Annotated in this window: 10 protein-coding genes and 1 pseudogene; 6 read left to right on the top strand and 5 right to left on the bottom strand. The window is 59.3% G+C overall.

The window, feature by feature from the left end:
- Nucleotides 1-377 precede the first annotated feature (377 nt).
- Both ACKUTP_RS05935 and ACKUTP_RS05930 read right to left on the bottom strand, forming a co-directional pair.
- Complete coding sequence (locus tag ACKUTP_RS05935) at nucleotides 378-3,449, bottom strand: NlpC/P60 family protein (RefSeq protein WP_409063800.1); 3,072 nt, start codon at nucleotides 3,447-3,449, stop codon at nucleotides 378-380.
- Nucleotides 3,450-3,535: 86 nt separating this feature from the next.
- Nucleotides 3,536-6,643, bottom strand: a complete 3,108-nt coding sequence (locus ACKUTP_RS05930; RefSeq protein WP_409063799.1) for a hypothetical protein — start codon at nucleotides 6,641-6,643, stop codon at nucleotides 3,536-3,538.
- 866 nt (nucleotides 6,644-7,509) lie between these two features.
- Between ACKUTP_RS05930 and ACKUTP_RS05925 the strand changes: the two genes are divergently transcribed.
- From ACKUTP_RS05925 to ACKUTP_RS05910, 4 genes and pseudogenes are all read left to right on the top strand, one after another.
- Nucleotides 7,510-7,824: a DUF4869 domain-containing protein gene (locus ACKUTP_RS05925; RefSeq protein ID WP_409063798.1), complete on the top strand. Its 315-nt coding sequence runs from the start codon at nucleotides 7,510-7,512 to the stop codon at nucleotides 7,822-7,824.
- A 204-nt stretch (nucleotides 7,825-8,028) separates the two neighbouring features.
- A pseudogene (locus tag ACKUTP_RS05920) lies at nucleotides 8,029-8,085 on the top strand (hypothetical protein); the annotation flags it as partial.
- A gap of 27 nt (nucleotides 8,086-8,112) precedes the next feature.
- The gene (locus ACKUTP_RS05915) at nucleotides 8,113-8,961 is read left to right on the top strand and encodes an IS1595 family transposase (protein WP_409063881.1); all 849 of its coding nucleotides are present in this window, start codon (nucleotides 8,113-8,115) and stop codon (nucleotides 8,959-8,961) included.
- Nucleotides 8,962-9,135: 174 nt separating this feature from the next.
- Nucleotides 9,136-9,540: a helix-turn-helix domain-containing protein gene (locus ACKUTP_RS05910; RefSeq protein WP_409063797.1), complete on the top strand. Its 405-nt coding sequence runs from the start codon at nucleotides 9,136-9,138 to the stop codon at nucleotides 9,538-9,540.
- A 108-nt stretch (nucleotides 9,541-9,648) separates the two neighbouring features.
- Here the strand turns inward: ACKUTP_RS05910 and ACKUTP_RS05905 are convergent, their stop codons facing one another.
- Nucleotides 9,649-10,404, bottom strand: coding sequence for a hypothetical protein (locus ACKUTP_RS05905; protein ID WP_409063796.1), 756 nt, complete (start codon nucleotides 10,402-10,404; stop codon nucleotides 9,649-9,651).
- A 427-nt stretch (nucleotides 10,405-10,831) separates the two neighbouring features.
- Between ACKUTP_RS05905 and ACKUTP_RS05900 the strand changes: the two genes are divergently transcribed.
- Together ACKUTP_RS05900 and ACKUTP_RS05895 are read left to right on the top strand one after the other, a co-directional pair.
- On the top strand, nucleotides 10,832-11,284 hold the full coding sequence (locus tag ACKUTP_RS05900; RefSeq protein ID WP_117821341.1) for a DUF4869 domain-containing protein: 453 nt from the start codon (nucleotides 10,832-10,834) through the stop codon (nucleotides 11,282-11,284).
- The gene (locus ACKUTP_RS05895) at nucleotides 11,281-12,258 is read left to right on the top strand and encodes a translation initiation factor 2 (RefSeq protein WP_409063795.1); all 978 of its coding nucleotides are present in this window, start codon (nucleotides 11,281-11,283) and stop codon (nucleotides 12,256-12,258) included. The genes ACKUTP_RS05900 and ACKUTP_RS05895 overlap by 4 nt, the downstream gene beginning before the upstream one ends.
- Here ACKUTP_RS05895 and ACKUTP_RS05890 read toward each other — a convergent pair.
- The gene (locus ACKUTP_RS05890) at nucleotides 12,255-14,741 is read right to left on the bottom strand and encodes a glycosyltransferase family 2 protein (RefSeq protein ID WP_409063794.1); all 2,487 of its coding nucleotides are present in this window, start codon (nucleotides 14,739-14,741) and stop codon (nucleotides 12,255-12,257) included. The two genes, ACKUTP_RS05895 and ACKUTP_RS05890, sit on opposite strands and share 4 nt — an antisense overlap.
- Complete coding sequence (locus ACKUTP_RS05885; protein ID WP_409063793.1) at nucleotides 14,742-15,809, bottom strand: glycosyltransferase family 2 protein; 1,068 nt, start codon at nucleotides 15,807-15,809, stop codon at nucleotides 14,742-14,744. It lies immediately after the preceding gene.
- Nucleotides 15,810-15,815: the final 6 nt, after the last annotated feature.

Below are 15,815 nucleotides of genomic sequence, written 5' to 3'. Positions count from 1 at the left end.
GCATTTGCATCGTCGCCGTACCATTCGGTTGGACCTTGGGAATCCGAAACATCGTCCTGTGTCCCCTGGGAACTTTCATCTTGGGATCCGCACTCTACAGACGCTTGAGATGTCGATTGCGAGATAGCGCCAGATTCAGCCGACAGCGCATATGCACAGTAAGGCTGAGAGACTTGCGACCAAATCATTACTAGCGCGCAAGCCAAAACCGCATACGCTTTTAGACGTTTCATGTATATCCCCCAAGATAACAGCTGAATACAGCAACACAATCAATGGTTATATTAACACACTTCATAGAACACATTTTGGGCTTGGGAAAGCAATGCCACCGACACAAAATGAGGCGCTCCTATAACGGAGCGCCTCAATAGAATCTATGCGAAAGGTCTTGCGGCACCGATCACACGGCCGGGAGCGTTGACCGAACGTTCGGTGACCCCAATTCCCGGCCACGAATCAATAATTCGACCGTTTCCGATATAGATTCCAATATGACCCTGGTAGTAGACCACATCTCCCCTCTGCATGGCAGAGGTGCTAACCGGCATAAACGTGTTGTTGCGATACCAGTTCATAGAGTTATACGTCTGCTCAGGAAGCCAACGATGGTTATAGGGGTTATACCAACCCATATCCATGCCAGTCGCATACAGACATTGCAGTACCAAGCCCGAGCAATCAACCGCATCCCCTGGCCAAGAGGACCACGGCTCAATATAACGCGTTCCAATATACTCGCGAGCGCGCTGAACAAAAGCGTTAATGCAATCCTGACGCGAAGCGTTATAGGGAATTCGAGAAGGCGTAACGTACGTAAAGTAACCGGTGCAGTACGAAGGAAGCTGAACGCTATTGCAACTAACCTTTGGATAAGATCCCGGGGTCTGATATCCCATATAACGATAGGTCTCAAAATACGAATCAGACGTAGAGCCTGGTGCAGAAGCGCCCTTGGGGACAATCTTTACCTGTAAAGCCTGAACAGGAATGCCAAGCTTCGTGGTGCCCGCCGGTGATCCATTTTTGGTCCAGCCAAGCCATCCGTAATTTGATACATGGACGCGATACCAAACATCAAAGTAATTAGATATCTCGCCAACCAAGTTAATCTTCACAGCTTGGATTTGCTGACCTTGACCAGTAGTTCCCGATGTGGCCCCATCTGAGACAGCAGATTGCCAGCCGATATTGGATACGTGAGCGGAATACGAAATGCCACCGCTCATGGAGCCATCGGAAAGCGATAGCCCCATGGCCTCCATGGCACGGTTCTGCCCAACCGTTCCGGCAACTCCGCCATTGCCAACAGACGCTTGCCAGCCGAGACCGGAGCAATTTGCCTTAGCAGATAGTCCGGGAAGCTGGATCAACGCAGCATGATCTTGAACGGGAGCGTCGGACGAACCCTTGGCAACCAACTTAATTTGAATTGCCTCGGCCTGCTTAGACAGTCCAACGGTGCCGGCTGCAGCGTCATTTTTAGCCCAGCCAAGCCAGCCATAATCCGCCGCATGGATACGGTAGTAAATATCGTATTTTGAAGCGTCGTTGCCGGTCAGTCTTAATTTAACCGCCTGAATTGCGAGGCTCTTGCCAACGGTGCCAGCATAGGAAGCGCCCGAGACGTATGGTTGCCAACCGATATTCGCAACATGTGCCGACACTTCAACTGAGGCATCGATGCCTTGCGTCGTAACATACAGCGCCTGCAGGGAACGAGACATGCCCGTCTGACCCGCAATCTCGCCATTGCCAACGGGAGTCAACCAGCCCGCAGAAGCAACGTGCGCCTGAGATACAAGACCGATTCCAGGCGTTTCGATAAACGCATTGGCGGTGGAGCCAGGCGAAGACTGACCCTTACTTACGAGCGCAATTTCAATGCCGCACAAACCGGAAGAGCCACCAGAAACACCACATGCCTGACCATTAGACGTCCAGCCCGTCCAACCATTACCGGAATCGCATACTCGATACCAAATGTCATAATTGGCAGCAAACTGGCCACTCAGCGACATTTTTATCGCTTTTATGGGTGCGCCGGATACCGCCTTGGCAGCACCGCCATCCGATGAAAAAGCGCCCCAGCCTGAATATGAATCCATAACGGCATAGGAAATTGACCCGTCATCAGTTTGGCCTGCAACGCTTAAGGCAATGGAGTTCAGCAGTTTGGCGCCCTTGCCCCCGATCGTAGCCTTTTGACCAGAAGATAAGCCAAGACTCTCTCCAGAAACGGCGGATCCGGAAACCGCAACAGCATCTAGATCGCCGATAAAGACATTGCTCGAAGAGCCAGGCGCTGCTCCGCCTTTCTCCACAAGGATTACCTTTACCGCTTCGATAGCCTTGCCTTTACCGGCAGAACCAGCGGCAGCTCCATTGCAAGCCAAATCAAGCCAGCCTATACCTGACACATGAGCACAATACCAGACGTCATATTTTTCAGCTGCCTCACCGGTTAGACGAATCTGAACGGCTTCGAGACGCTGAGACTTACCAGTCGTTCCACAGTGCCCCTCAGACCACTGCTGCCATCCGACATTAGAAACATGGCCACGAAGCTCAATGGAGCCCGAGTGACCATACCAGCCAAGCTGAGCCTCAAGAGCCTCCATGGGGAGGCCCCTACCAGTTGTCCCGGCAACAGATCCGCCGCCTACGGGCGACATCCAACCAATATTCGACGTATGTGAGCGAACAATGATTGAGACAGGTTCATCGCTACGGCTCTTAAAAGGACAGGCGGTGTCGCCCGGGGCGGGGTCGCCCTTGGGCAGGACCGCGACCTGGACGGCCTGGACGGCGCGGCCGTAGCCCGCCGAGCCGGCGTCGGCGCCGTCGCACGCCCAGCCCAGCCAGCCGAACTCGGCGGAGTGGACGCGGTACCAGACGGTGTAGCGGGCGGACAGCTCCCCGGACAGCCTGACCCTCAGGGCCTCGACGGCCCGGGCCTGGCCGGTGGTGCCGGCGGTGCCGCCGTTGCCGACGGCGGCCTGCCAGCCGACGTTCGAGACGTGGGCCTCGACGGATATGGCGTCGGCGCCGAGGGGCTCGCCGGTCGAGGCGTCGGACAGGACGAGGCGAAGCGCCTCGAGGGGGAGCCCCCTGCCGGTCGTGCCGGCGACCTCGCCGCCGGCGACGGCGCCCATCCAGCCGATATTGGAGACATGGGCCGAGTACGAGAGCGAGACGGGCGCGGCCGCCTCGGACTGGGCGGGCTCCGCCTGGGCCCCGTCGGCCTGCGGGGCCTCGGGCTGGGAGGCGTCGGCCTGCGCGGGCTGCGCGCCGGGGCCCCCGTCGGCGGGCTGGGCCTCGGCGGCCGGGGCCTGCGCGTCGCCCGGGTCGGCGGGGGCGGCGTAGGCCGCGGGCCCGCACAGGGCCAGGGCGGCCGCGACCGCCAGCGCGGCGGCGGCACCGGAAATACGTTTCATGGAGCGTCTCATGGAAAATCCCCCTAATCTAGCAACGGTTTAGAGTCTACTAGATTGGGGGGACGGGAACCAAGCCGATAAAGGTAATTAACCAGCAGCTATTTAATCAGACAAACATGCTGATTGATCTCGGCCGGATTTGAATAGTTATAGATAGACGAAATCTGATTGGCGGGCGATGAGGAGTGCCACATCTTATTATCACGGGGATGGTCGCCCCAGAAAAACCCGATATGACAATCGACGTTAGGAGCAGTCTTAAAGAATATGACGTCACCCTTCCTTGCCAACCCGCTATTCAGCAGATCCTGCACCTTGTTGAACTCATAAACCTTTGAACCGGAATCGATCGCATAGCCGTAAAAACGCCAGGCATTAATATAGCTGCCGCCACCGGGGCCTCCGGCCCAGGGAGAATGGCTGTTGTTTGCCGCAACCGCCGCAAGGTTACCGCCACATTTCGACCAAGCGTGGGCGACAAAACCGGTGCAGTTCATACCAGAGTATCCATCCCAGCGCCTCTCCCCATTGGGATAGGTGCAGGTAGGAACAGAAAATCCAGTGGAATATGGAGTCCCGAGGTAGTAACCGTCATATTGATGCTGGGTAAGCCAGGTAACAAGCCTAATCCGCGAAACGCCAATCACCTTCTCGTCGGCTACATCCCTGTACGCGCCCTCCGTTGGGCCCGGGGCCGCCGAGCCCTTCGCGAGGATGCGGACCTGGAGCGCCTCGACGCGGTAGCCGATGCCGGTCGTGCCGGCGCGGGCCCCGTCGCTGGCCCAGCCGAGCCAGCCGTAGTCCTGCACGTAGGCGCGGTACCACACGTCGTAGTACTCGGAGAGGTCGCCGGTCAGGCGCATCTTCACGCACTCGACCGCCCTGCCCTGGCCGGTCGTGCCGGCCACGGCGCCGCCCGAGACCTCGTCCTGCCAGCCGACGCCCGAGACGTGGGCGCTGTAGGACAGGCCGCCGGCGACCGGCGAGGAGACCTCGGCGGCGATCGCCTCGACGGCGCGGGACTGGCCGGTCGTGCCGGCGGTGCCGCCGTTGCCGACGGCGGGCTGCCAGCCGACGCCGGAGACGTGGGCCCTGAGGCTGAGCGAGGGGACGGAGAGCTCGGCGGGGGCGCCCGTCGAGGGGGCGTCGCCGCCCTTCTCGACGAGGACGGCCTGGAGGGCCTCGGCCTGGACGCCGAGCCCCTCGGTACCAGCGGCCTCGCCGTCCTTGGCCCAGCCGAGCCAGCCGTAGCCGGCCGCGTGGACGCGGTACCACACGTCGTAGCGCTCGGAGACGGGGCCGGAGAGGGACACCCTCACGGCCTGCACGGCGCGGCCCTGCCCCACCGTGCCGGCGTAGGAGGGGGCGGAGGCGGCGTCCTGCCAGCCGATGCCGGCCACGTGGGCCGCGACGGAGACGGAGCTCCCCTCGCCCGCCCCCTCGAGGGAGGCGCGCACGGCCTGGAGCGCGAGGCCCCTGCCGGTCGTGCCGACGTCCTCGCCGCCGCCCACCGCGGGCAGCCAGCCGCGCTCCGCGACATGGCCCTGCAGGACGAGCGACGGGCCGGAGGCGGCGCCGGAGACGTAGGCCCCCTCGGCCGGACCGGGGGCGGCGGAGCCCTTCGCGACGAGGGCGACCTGGACGGCGGTGAGGCCCGAGGCACCGGACTCGACGCCGGAGGGCTCGCCGGCGCTCGCCCAGCCGAGCCAGCCGCGCGCGGAGTCGCAGGAGCGGTACCAGACGTCGTAGCGCTCCGCGAGGCCGCCGGACAGCTCGAAGCGGACGGCCTTGAGCTGGAGCCCGCCGCCCGAGGCGCCGAGCTGCGCCCCGTCGGAGCTGGTCTCCCCCTGCCAGCCGGAGCCCAGCAGCAGGCCGCGGTAGCAGACCGACCCGTCGGACTCGAGGTTGTCGACGGTCGCGGCGACGGAGCCCAGCACGGGCCCCCTCTCGGAGCCGAGCGTCAGGACCCCGCCCGAGAACGACGAGCCCGCCGGCGAGCCGGAGACGGAGAGGGACGACCCGGACAGGCGCTCGCCGGCGCCGCGGAAGGCCCCGCCGGCCGGCCCCGGCGCGGCGCCGCCCTTGGGGACGAGCACGACCTGGACGGCCTGGACGGCCTTCGACAGGCCAACCGTGCCCGCGGACGCGCCGTCCTTGGCCCAGCCGAGCCAGCCGTAGTCGGAGCAGTGCACGCGGTACCAGACGTCGTAGGACGAGGCGGCCTCGCCGGAGAGCCTGAACTGGAGCGCCTCGACCGCCAGGGAGCGCCCGGTGGTGCCGGCGGTCCCCGAGGTCCAGCCCTGCCAGCCGACGTTCGAGACGTGGGCCCTCACCTCGAGGGAGGAGGATCCGTGCCCGTACCAGGAGACGGAGCCCGAGAGGGCCTCGAGGGCGCGGCCCTGCCCGGTGGTGCCGGCCACGGCGCCGTCCGAGACGGCGCCCTGCCAGCCGATGCCGGCGACGTGGGCGCGGTAGGAGACCGAGGGGGGCTCGGAGGACCTGTCGACGAAGGGGGTGGAGGTGTCGCCCGGGGCGGGGTCGCCCTTGGGCAGGACCGCGACCTGGACGGCCTGGACGGCGCGGCCGTAGCCCGCCGAGCCGGCGTCGGCGCCGTCGCACGCCCAGCCCAGCCAGCCGAACTCGGCGGAGTGGACGCGGTACCAGACGGTGTAGCGGGCGGACAGCTCCCCGGACAGCCTGACCCTCAGGGCCTCGACGGCCCGGGCCTGGCCGGTGGTGCCGGCGGTGCCGCCGTTGCCGACGGCGGCCTGCCAGCCGACGTTCGAGACGTGGGCCTCGACGGATATGGCGTCGGCGCCGAGGGGCTCGCCGGTCGAGGCGTCGGACAGGACGAGGCGAAGCGCCTCGAGGGGGAGCCCCCTGCCGGTCGTGCCGGCGACCTCGCCGCCGGCGACGGCGCCCATCCAGCCGATATTGGAGACATGGGCCGAGTACGAGAGCGAGACGGGCGCGGCCGCCTCGGACTGGGCGGGCTCCGCCTGGGCCCCGTCGGCCTGCGGGGCCTCGGGCTGGGAGGCGTCGGCCTGCGCGGGCTGGGCGCCGGGGCCCCCGTCGGCGGGCTGGGCCTCGGCGGCCGGGGCCTGCGCGTCGCCCGGGTCGGCGGGGGCGCCGTAGGCCGCGGGCCCGCACAGGGCCAGGGCGGCCGCGACCGCCAGCGCGGCGGCGGCACCGGAAATACGTTTCATGGAGCGTCTCATGGAAAATCCCCCTAATCTAGCAACGGTTTAGAGTCTACTAGATTGGGGGGACGGGAGCCAAAGCATGATGGGCCGAACGGTTAGCCACAAGTTCACCTTCGGCGCCAATGGCCTCATCCGTATAACCATTGAGTTCCAGATGACCGACATCGATCCACACCCAGCCAACGCCCGAAACACCTGGCTCGCAGCACGCAACGTTGCCTATAAACATGCTCTCCATGTCCGCGGTATAAGAAGGCCCGCCCTGCAAAACGCACGGACAGGGCATAGCAACAGGCAACTCGGCGCAAATCGTTTGAGCAGGCGGCGCGCGGAAGGAGCGTATAAGGCGGTTTTCTGCTGGCTGTCAGCCGCGGCATCCTCACGGAAACCTAGTTGTCGCCGGAATTATAGTCCCCGGCGCGGACTCACCTTATCTCCCCGGTGCGGGCTCGATATCCTCTCGGATATCTAATCGTCTTGGACTTTAACCCGCCCAAGCACAGTACAGCTTTTACGTGCCGCCACACGGAGCTTAGCTAGTGGACTATTTTCTAAAATATAGACCTTCAAAGCAACTTGGGTTCAAGCACGGACAAACAAAACAGGCACTGAATACACGACTTGTTTATCAATAGTTATCAATCAAATGCGTTACCAGCAAATATCGTCCGTCTCATACGCTGCGATACAATCAATCTCACCAAATGCTTAACCAGTAAGTCGAAGGGACCAACGTGCTAACAATTCACTATGGTGATATGGAAAACGTTATCTATAATACGTCGGTTTACTTCGATAACATCTATTCGCCCGAATGGTTTCAAGATGCTTTTGCGCAGAGAATTATTTAATCCATTGATAAGGGCGGCGTGGTTGGACCCGGCGCAATAAACACCAAGATCCTTGGCATTATCCCACCGGAAAGGCTATCGGGCGGAACTAAGACGCTGCTGCTCATGTACTTCATGCCTCAGAACATATACAACGCCACAACCTGTAGCGACAATTGCGCTTACTGGATTCTAAGAATTGCCACGCAAAAGGACTTAACCATCAGCCTCTACCATTTGATGGATTTTGGGAACGGCAAATTCACAGCGACCGTTGCAAACACGGGCGATGTCGTTCACACGATGTTCGACCTCGTCCCAATAGCCGCAAAATGCCTAAAGGAAAACTCCTGACACGCGCTTTCGCTAGGCTCTGTTAGACCAAGATTGGCATACATATGTCATCACGGTGCCATATCGTTAGCCCCGTAGACCGCGACGATGGGGACATCATGAACGCCGAGGACCTGGTAATCACCTTCAAGAGGGACATCGCGAGCCTCAGCAGGACCGAACGCCGCCGGCTCCGCCTACGAAGTCGAATACTGCCCGCGCTGCGGGTCCGCCGCGGTCGTGAAGAAGGGGAAGGCCGGGAACGGCGAGCAGCGCTACCTCTGCCGGGGCTGCGGCAGGACCTTCGGCATGGGCAGCGAGCGCATCCTGGGGGCGAGCAGGCTCCCGAAGGAGACCTGGATGGCCTACGCCGAGTGCTTCGAGCTCATGCTGCCCCTGCGCGAGTGCGCGAGGCGCTGCCGCGTCTGCCTCAAGACCGCCTACACCATGCGCCACAGGCTGATCGAGTGCCTCTCGGCCTACTCCCCCTCGTTCAGGATCGAGCGGGGCTGCGGCTGCGAGCTCGACGAGACCTACTTCCCCGAGTCGTTCAAGGGCAACCACGCGAAGGGGTCGTTCACGATGCCGCGCCCCTCCCGGCACCGCGGCAAGCAGGTGCACAGGCGCGGGCTGTCGCGCGAGCTGATCTGCGTCATGACCGGCGTGAACGACCCGAACGAGACGTTCCTCGAGGTCACGGGGCGGGGCGCCCTTTCGAGGGGGCGCGCCATGGACGCGCTGAGGGGCCGCATCGCGGCCGGCTCGGTCGTCGCGACCGACAGGGCGGCCGCCTACGTCGGCGTCCTCGCCGAGCTCGAGGTCGCCGCGCACGCGGCCCACGATTCCAAGGACCGCTCCGGGGGGACCATCAACCGGGTCAACGCCGTCCATTCGCTCCTCGGCGCCTTCATGGGGCCGTTCAAGGGCGTGTCGACGAAGCACCTCGATGCCTACCTCGCCTGCTTCAGGTGGTGCCGGACCTTCATGGCGACCGATTCCGGCGCCGCCGAGCGCACGGTCGCGCGGCAGCTCGCGCACGGCTCCTGCACACGGAGTACGCGGACGGGTGCCGCGAGGCCGGCGCGATGCCGATGTCCTACGACAGAGGGCCGAGAGGGGCGATGCCCCGCTGGCCTAGCGCTTCGGAAAACCGGATAGGGCGCGCGGGGGCCGTTCGGCTGAGTCTGGGAAGCGGAGCCGAGGGGCTGGCGGAGCATGGCCACCGAACCCATCGAAACACATCCCCACCGTTCCTTCAACTGAGGAAACGACGGCCCGGGGCCGCCTTGAACTGAGTCCCAAATCTTGGGCACGAAAAATGGGAGGCTTTTTATGCGTGTCGACTTGAGAGTGAAACACGACATCGAGGCCAGGAGGGCGGCGATCGGGCTCTTCGAGCGAGGGCACGGCTTCAAGTCGGCGGCGAAGGCGCTGTCGGTCCCGCGCAACACCGTGAGACAATGGCTCTACGTATACCGGTCGTTCGGAAGCGAGGTGCTGCTATCCATGGACGGCAAGCAGACCAGGTACACATTCGAGCAGAAGGTCGCCGCCGCCTCGGCCGTGGTCGACGGCGGCATGAGCAAGCGGGATGCCACGGAGGCGTTCGGGGTCATGTCCCTGGCGCCGCTCCAGAGATGGTGCGCGCTCTACCGCGAGGGCGGCGCCGAGGCGCTCAGGCCCAAGCCCAGGGGCAGGCCGAGGGGGTCCGGCCCCAAGTCGCGCGGGCGCACATAGTGAAGTACGAGTGGGGCAAGAGGAGGTAGCTGGATATGTCGAAGCTGGAGGAGATGGACGAACTGAAGGGAAAGGCGGAGGGCTAGAAGAGGACGGGATCGAGGACGGCTAAGTCCATTTGCGAAAGAGTCTTGACGGTACCGACGAGGTAACGCATAGCTTCTTTCGTAAATTGACAACCATAGATCGGAAACATCTATTCTGTTTTTCCACAATCTGAGCAGTTAAAGAACTAACGGACAATTCGACGTTCTCGTCATATATCTCATACCCAAGCACGTCATCGTCTGTTTCTATCGATTCTTTCCCGTATTTCGGAATATAGGATATTTGAATATCAGCCTGCTGCGCAAAAGGACACCCAACGATGTTCTCATATCTGAATAAAAGCAGTACGACTCCCTTTTTTCTTAAGCTTGCCAACGAAGCTGTAAATGTATAAACCCCGTCCCGAGGAACGCATAGACGATGCTGATCCATAAACGAAGCCTTGCCAAAAGCCGAATCATCCCTCAGGCGAAGTCGACAGGCCGACCCATCCCCAACATTGCGAATTTCGATAGAAAGACGCACGGCCTCATTTACCGTGCTTGTCCAGATACCCTTATCTCCATCGATGTCGACAGGTTTATCGTCAACCAACACCTTATCGATTATAAAAAACGGACGCTTAGTATTTTCCCGTTTAAACTCATCTTGTTGCCTCTGCAGATTACGATCAAGCTTATTCAATCTCTCGGTCTGGTAGACCGAATACAGCGCAAGAGAAATGGAACCAGCGCCAACAGCAGCAGAGCCGATATATCCAAGCAAATCCCCTGAATCAAAACGCGCTTCAAAAACAGCGCAGGGCGCCTCATACACAAATAGAACATTCACCAACAACGGAGCACAAAATAGAAATGTCACTACAGTAATTTAGATAAATAGAAGCCTATGAGTTGTAATTTTCATTAGCAAAAATACTCCCGTACGAGAGGCTTCTTAAGAGTCTCAAGCATTTCAATCTGTCGTTTCATGTCAAATCGCATCTTTATATTCCTATCGTAAGTTATATCGAGATTTATAGGTTTATATAAACTTGTATAAGCTTATCGCGGAATATCGTTTGTTTCGACCCGCTAAATCCAACATATCGAAACAGGCAATTACCGCAGGATAGAAAGTTGTTACACCTGTAAAAGTCATCGGTTCGTTCTAACAGACATGTTGATTGACCCGTTACCCACTGCTTGAGGGAAATCGACCCCAAAATGGTAAAGTAGACGCAACAGGCAACCATGGAGGAACAATGCTCAGCATTCACTACGGCGACAGAGACGATGTGATTTATGACACGTCGACATTCTTTGATTACAGCTATTCTCCCTCTTGGCTGCAAGATCCCCTGTCACAGCGCATTATCAAATCTATTGATAATGGCACTGTTCTTGGCGCAAACGCAATTGATACCAAGGTGCTTGGCGTTATTCCGCCAGAGAAACTATCAACGGGCACCAAAACACTTCTACTGATGCTCTTTATGCCTCAAAACCTCTACAACGCCTCAACCTGCGGAGATAATTGCGCCTATTGGATCTTGCGCATCGCCTCCAAACATGACATCACCATCAACCTCTACCATATGATGGATTTTGGCAAAGCGCGTTTTACAGCCCGTGTCATCAATTCCGGACAGATTGTTCATACCATGGATGAGCTTGTCCTTATCTCGGCAAAATGTCTGAGGGAGGCTCGAGCATGAGAGGGGAATACCAGCTGACCGTAAGGACCAATAAAGTTCAGGTCAAACTCACTATTCGCCGAAACCTCACCATCATCCAAGGCAAAAGCGCAACAGGCAAAACCACCCTGTTGGACAGCCTCCGTGCATACGAAAACCTAGGAGCCCAAAGCGGGATAATCGTTAATTGCGCAGCCCCCTGCCGCGTCATCGGCGGCAAAGATTGGGAAGCGCAACTCGGCCGCATCGATAACAGCATAGTGTTTGTGGACGATACGCAAAAATTCGTAAGGAGCCATGCATTCCAGCATGCAGCTCGACACAGTTCCAACTATTACGTCATCGTTGCGAGGGACGAATTGCCCCAGCTCCCCTATAGCGTGGATGAGATCTATGGTCTCAAAAACACCAACAGGGCCACAACAAAATATCCTGTCTACACACGCACGTACACTTCTACCTACCGCATTTACGGAGACGAGCTCTACGATGGAGATCGGCCAGAAGAAGTCATTGTCGAAGACAGCAATGCCGGCTATGAGTTCTTTAAAGTCCTGTGCGCCAAAAGTAAAATTCGCTGCGTAAGTGCCGGTGGCAAATCAAACATATACGAAACCGCCCTGAACTCCCCAGCCCAAAAATTGCTCGTAATTGCAGATGGGGCCGCTTTTGGGCCCGAGATGCCCTATGTCTATTCGCTCAGAAGATTTAAGGAGATCGAGCTCTTTTTGCCGGAATCGTTTGAATGGCTTGTGCTGAGATCGGGACTCTTCAACGATGTCGAAACGCAAAACATGCTCCTTCATCCTGCCGATTTCATCGACTGCGAGAAGTTCTTCAGTTGGGAACAGTTCTTTACTAAACAGCTTAGGGAGCTGACCAGAGACAGCTACCTAGCCTATAGAAAAGAAGCTCTCAATCCCGCCTACCTACAGCAACATGAGCTCAACACGATCGCTGAATCGCTACCCAAACTCGGAATCACTTCGCGCTAGATCGAGAGGTACTCGCTCTCGCTGCTAAGATTCGGTCCCAACCATGAATCGCCCGTCAAGAAGAACTCAGGCCAGTGCTGCATGAACAGCGCTTGCTCGCGCTTCCAGCGGCGCAGTTTATCCTCGTTGGCTTCTTCCCTGCCGCGCGAGGTGAACTCGTAGTGGTACAGCTCTGCATAGGGCGTAAAGATGGTGAGGTAACCCGCCTCCCACACACGCAGGCAAAAGTCTGCGTCGTTAAAGCCGACGGCGAATTCCTCGTTATAGCCTCCGACCTGCTCAAATACGTCGCGTCGCACCATCTGGCAGGCACCTGTTACGGCGCTAAAGTTACCCGGACGTACGGCGCGGGCAAGATAGCCCTCGCGCTTTGCCGAGAAATCCTGGTTTGCATGGGCAAGTGCGCCGCGCACGCCAACCAAAATGCCGGCGTGTTGCACCAGATGGTCGGCAAAGTAGAGTTTGGCGCCCACCACGCCTGCATCGGGACGCTGCAGATACCCCATCATCTCTTCGATAAAATCGGGGCTTATAACCTCGGTATCGTTGTTGAGCAGCAGCAGGTAGTCGCCCTTGGCGTGCTCCACACCAAAATTGATGATCTGGGAGTAATTGAACTCGCCCGGCCAGTACACAACGCGCGCGATGCCCTTGCCTTCGGATGCCGCAGCCACGCGCTCTGACAGGGTTTCGTAATACGCAAACGTCTCCGGGGCTTCACTGTTGTTCTCCACCAAGACGATCTCGTAGTTGGCATACGTGGCTTTCTGGGCGATCGACGTCACACAGGCATCGAGCGTCTCAACGTGATCCTTGGTGGGGATCACTATGCTCACCAGCGGCGCAGGCTCCGGCAGCGCATAGCGCATGCGGTAGACAAACGGCGTCTCGATCTCCTCGACCGTTCCGTGAACGCCCAGCGCGTTAAAGTGGCGCTGCAGCGCAAGACGACCCGCTTCAATGGCATACGGCTTGCTATCGGCAGAGCCATCGGCGGTGGAACCGGGATGCACGCGCCAGTGATACAACACGTGCGCAATATGCTCAAACCGTGCGCCCGATGCAAGGCAGCGAAGCGTCAGGTCATAATCCTGGGCGCCCGCGACGTCTTCCGGCGACATGCCAATACGATCGATAAGCGCCTTCTCCACCATCAGGAAATGCGTCACGCAGTTATGGCTATAGAGCAGGTCGACGTTGAGCTGCGTCTTAAAGACCGGCTGGCCCCACTCTCCTACTTTCTGGAACATGTCCTCGTCGCAGAACAGGACCTGGGGACGCTCGCCCTCGGCCGCCTTATTCAGCGCGGCAACATAGTGGAATAGCGCGTCCGGTTCCAAGATGTCATCGTGGTCCAAGAACGCGATGTAGTCGCCCGTCGCTTGCTCAATACCTGCGTTGGTGTTGAGCACAATGCCGCCGTTGCCAGGCAGCTCAATACGACGAACCCGCTCGTCATTGGCGGCAGCCGCAAGATTGGCCACCGCATCCCATTCGGGCGAGGCGTCCATAAGCAGCAATTCCCAGTTGTCATAGCTCTGGGCTAGCACCGAGTCCAGCAGCTCGCGCAGGTAGACCCGATCAGTTTTATAGCACGGCACCACAATGCTCACGAGAGGTCTATAGGCAAAGGCCGCCGAAGCGACACGCTGGCACGCCAAATCGCCCGGCTTTGCGCGATGCTGCTCAAACCAACGTCGATAGGCTGCGTCGTCCGCACGCGCGTCCTTCATGCGGTTCCAGCTGTCGTCGACCATGCCGTTGTACAGGCGACCATCCATAGCGCAAAAACCACTCTGAATCTGCTCCGTGGGATCGCTCGCAATCGCGACAAAATCTCGTATAACCTGAGGCATCTCAACGCTCAGATACGTTTTATTGACGTGGCAACCGTTGCGCTGCGGCACATCGACCTGCGATTCAAACACATGCACGGTAGCATCGATGGCATTCATATGCGTATCGAAGATCTGGAGCTCAGGCGCGCACTGGGGGTCTCCCGCCCACTTGACCTCAAAGCGCCACACCGCGCCGGCGTCTGCTGGCAAATAGCGAATGGCATCGATCTCGTAGCGACCGCAGCATTCGCCACGCCGCGCATCGCGGATAAGCGCGCACAGCGCAGGCTTTGCTTTGTAGTTAATCTTGGATTCCAGCTTGGCCACGCGGCTATCGAGACGAATGGAGCCAAGCTTTTGGTCACCGGACACAAATGCAGCGTCGATCGTAGAGCCATCCAAAAACGGAAGCACCAAGACGGCAAGCTCGCGCTCGTAATCGGCAACGGAAGGGCAAAGCGCCAGCACACGGCCATGGTCAACCGGGAGTACCAGCGACGGCACACAAGAACCGCTCGTCGTCGCGCGGACAAAGGCCTGAGAACCTTCTTGCTCAATAAGCGCGGCGACATCCTGACCGGCAAAACGAAGCAGCACAAATAGACGGCCCTGACTGCGGCAAAGTGCCAAACGCTTGATACTCATCTACACTTCTCGCTTTCCCAGGGCGTTCGCTGCCATGCGTTTGTAGGCACCCAGGCGCCCAAACCTCAAGACGTCGTAATCGAACATGAGCTTTTTACATGCACGGGCATTGGGGACCTTGCTGGTAAGCGCCGCACGCACCATAGCAGCAACAGAAGGAGCGCATTGTGCGAGCGCAGCATCGCTGCCCACGGCAGAACCGGCAAGTGCCGTGGCAACGGCAGCAAACACCTTGCCGCAGTCCGAACCCAGTAACCTAAGCGCATCGTACAGCACCAGATCGCACAGGAAGTACGCCAGGTCATCGGCATGCTGGACATCGAGACCATCGCGCTGCCAGTCAGCCAGCACCGCGGAGTAAATCTTCACGTGCTCCAGCAGGCGTGTTTCGTCGTCGTAGCGCATGGTGTCCATAAGCGAACCCTTGCGCGCCACGCGGTAGTCATACAGCTTGTTCGAGATAAGCGCGGTCTTGTGCGAACGGCCGTACACGGCAAAATCGAAGACCTGGTCCTCGCCATACTTAACGGTTTCGTCGAACACAATCCCGTAACCCAGCAAAAACTCACGCTTGCAGGCGATGCGCCATGCAAAGGGGCGAGATGCTTCCTTAAACAGCAAGTCAGAGCTATAGCCTTCAAACGACACATCGCGCGGGCTCAGAACATAGTTAAGCCACGGATACCCCGCCTCCAGCGGATACGGGTTCGCGCCAAAGGTCAAAACGTCGCAGTCCTCGCGCTCAAAGACATCGACGATCACGCGGCACGCATCGGGTGTAAAGCGGTCATCGGAATCCAAGAACGCGACGATAGGTGCCGTGGACGCGGCGATGCCTGCATTACGCGCACTCGACAGGCCGCCGTTTGGCTTATCGACCAGCGTAAAGCGCGCGTCCTTTTCGCAATAGGCAGCCGCGATGTCGCGCGAGCCATCCGGCGAGCCATCGTTGACCAGCACGCCCTCCCAATCGGGCATGTCCTGCGCAAGCAGGGAGTCCAAGCACCAGGCCAGGCACTCCTCCACTTTATAGATGGGAACGACAACGGAAATCTTGGGGGTAGCCATAGTCAC

The organism is Collinsella sp. wc0529 (genome assembly GCF_046116875.1).
Classification (GTDB): domain Bacteria; phylum Actinomycetota; class Coriobacteriia; order Coriobacteriales; family Coriobacteriaceae; genus Collinsella.
Note: the sequence above shows the minus strand (reverse complement) of the source record. Positions and strands in the feature narration are given on the sequence as shown.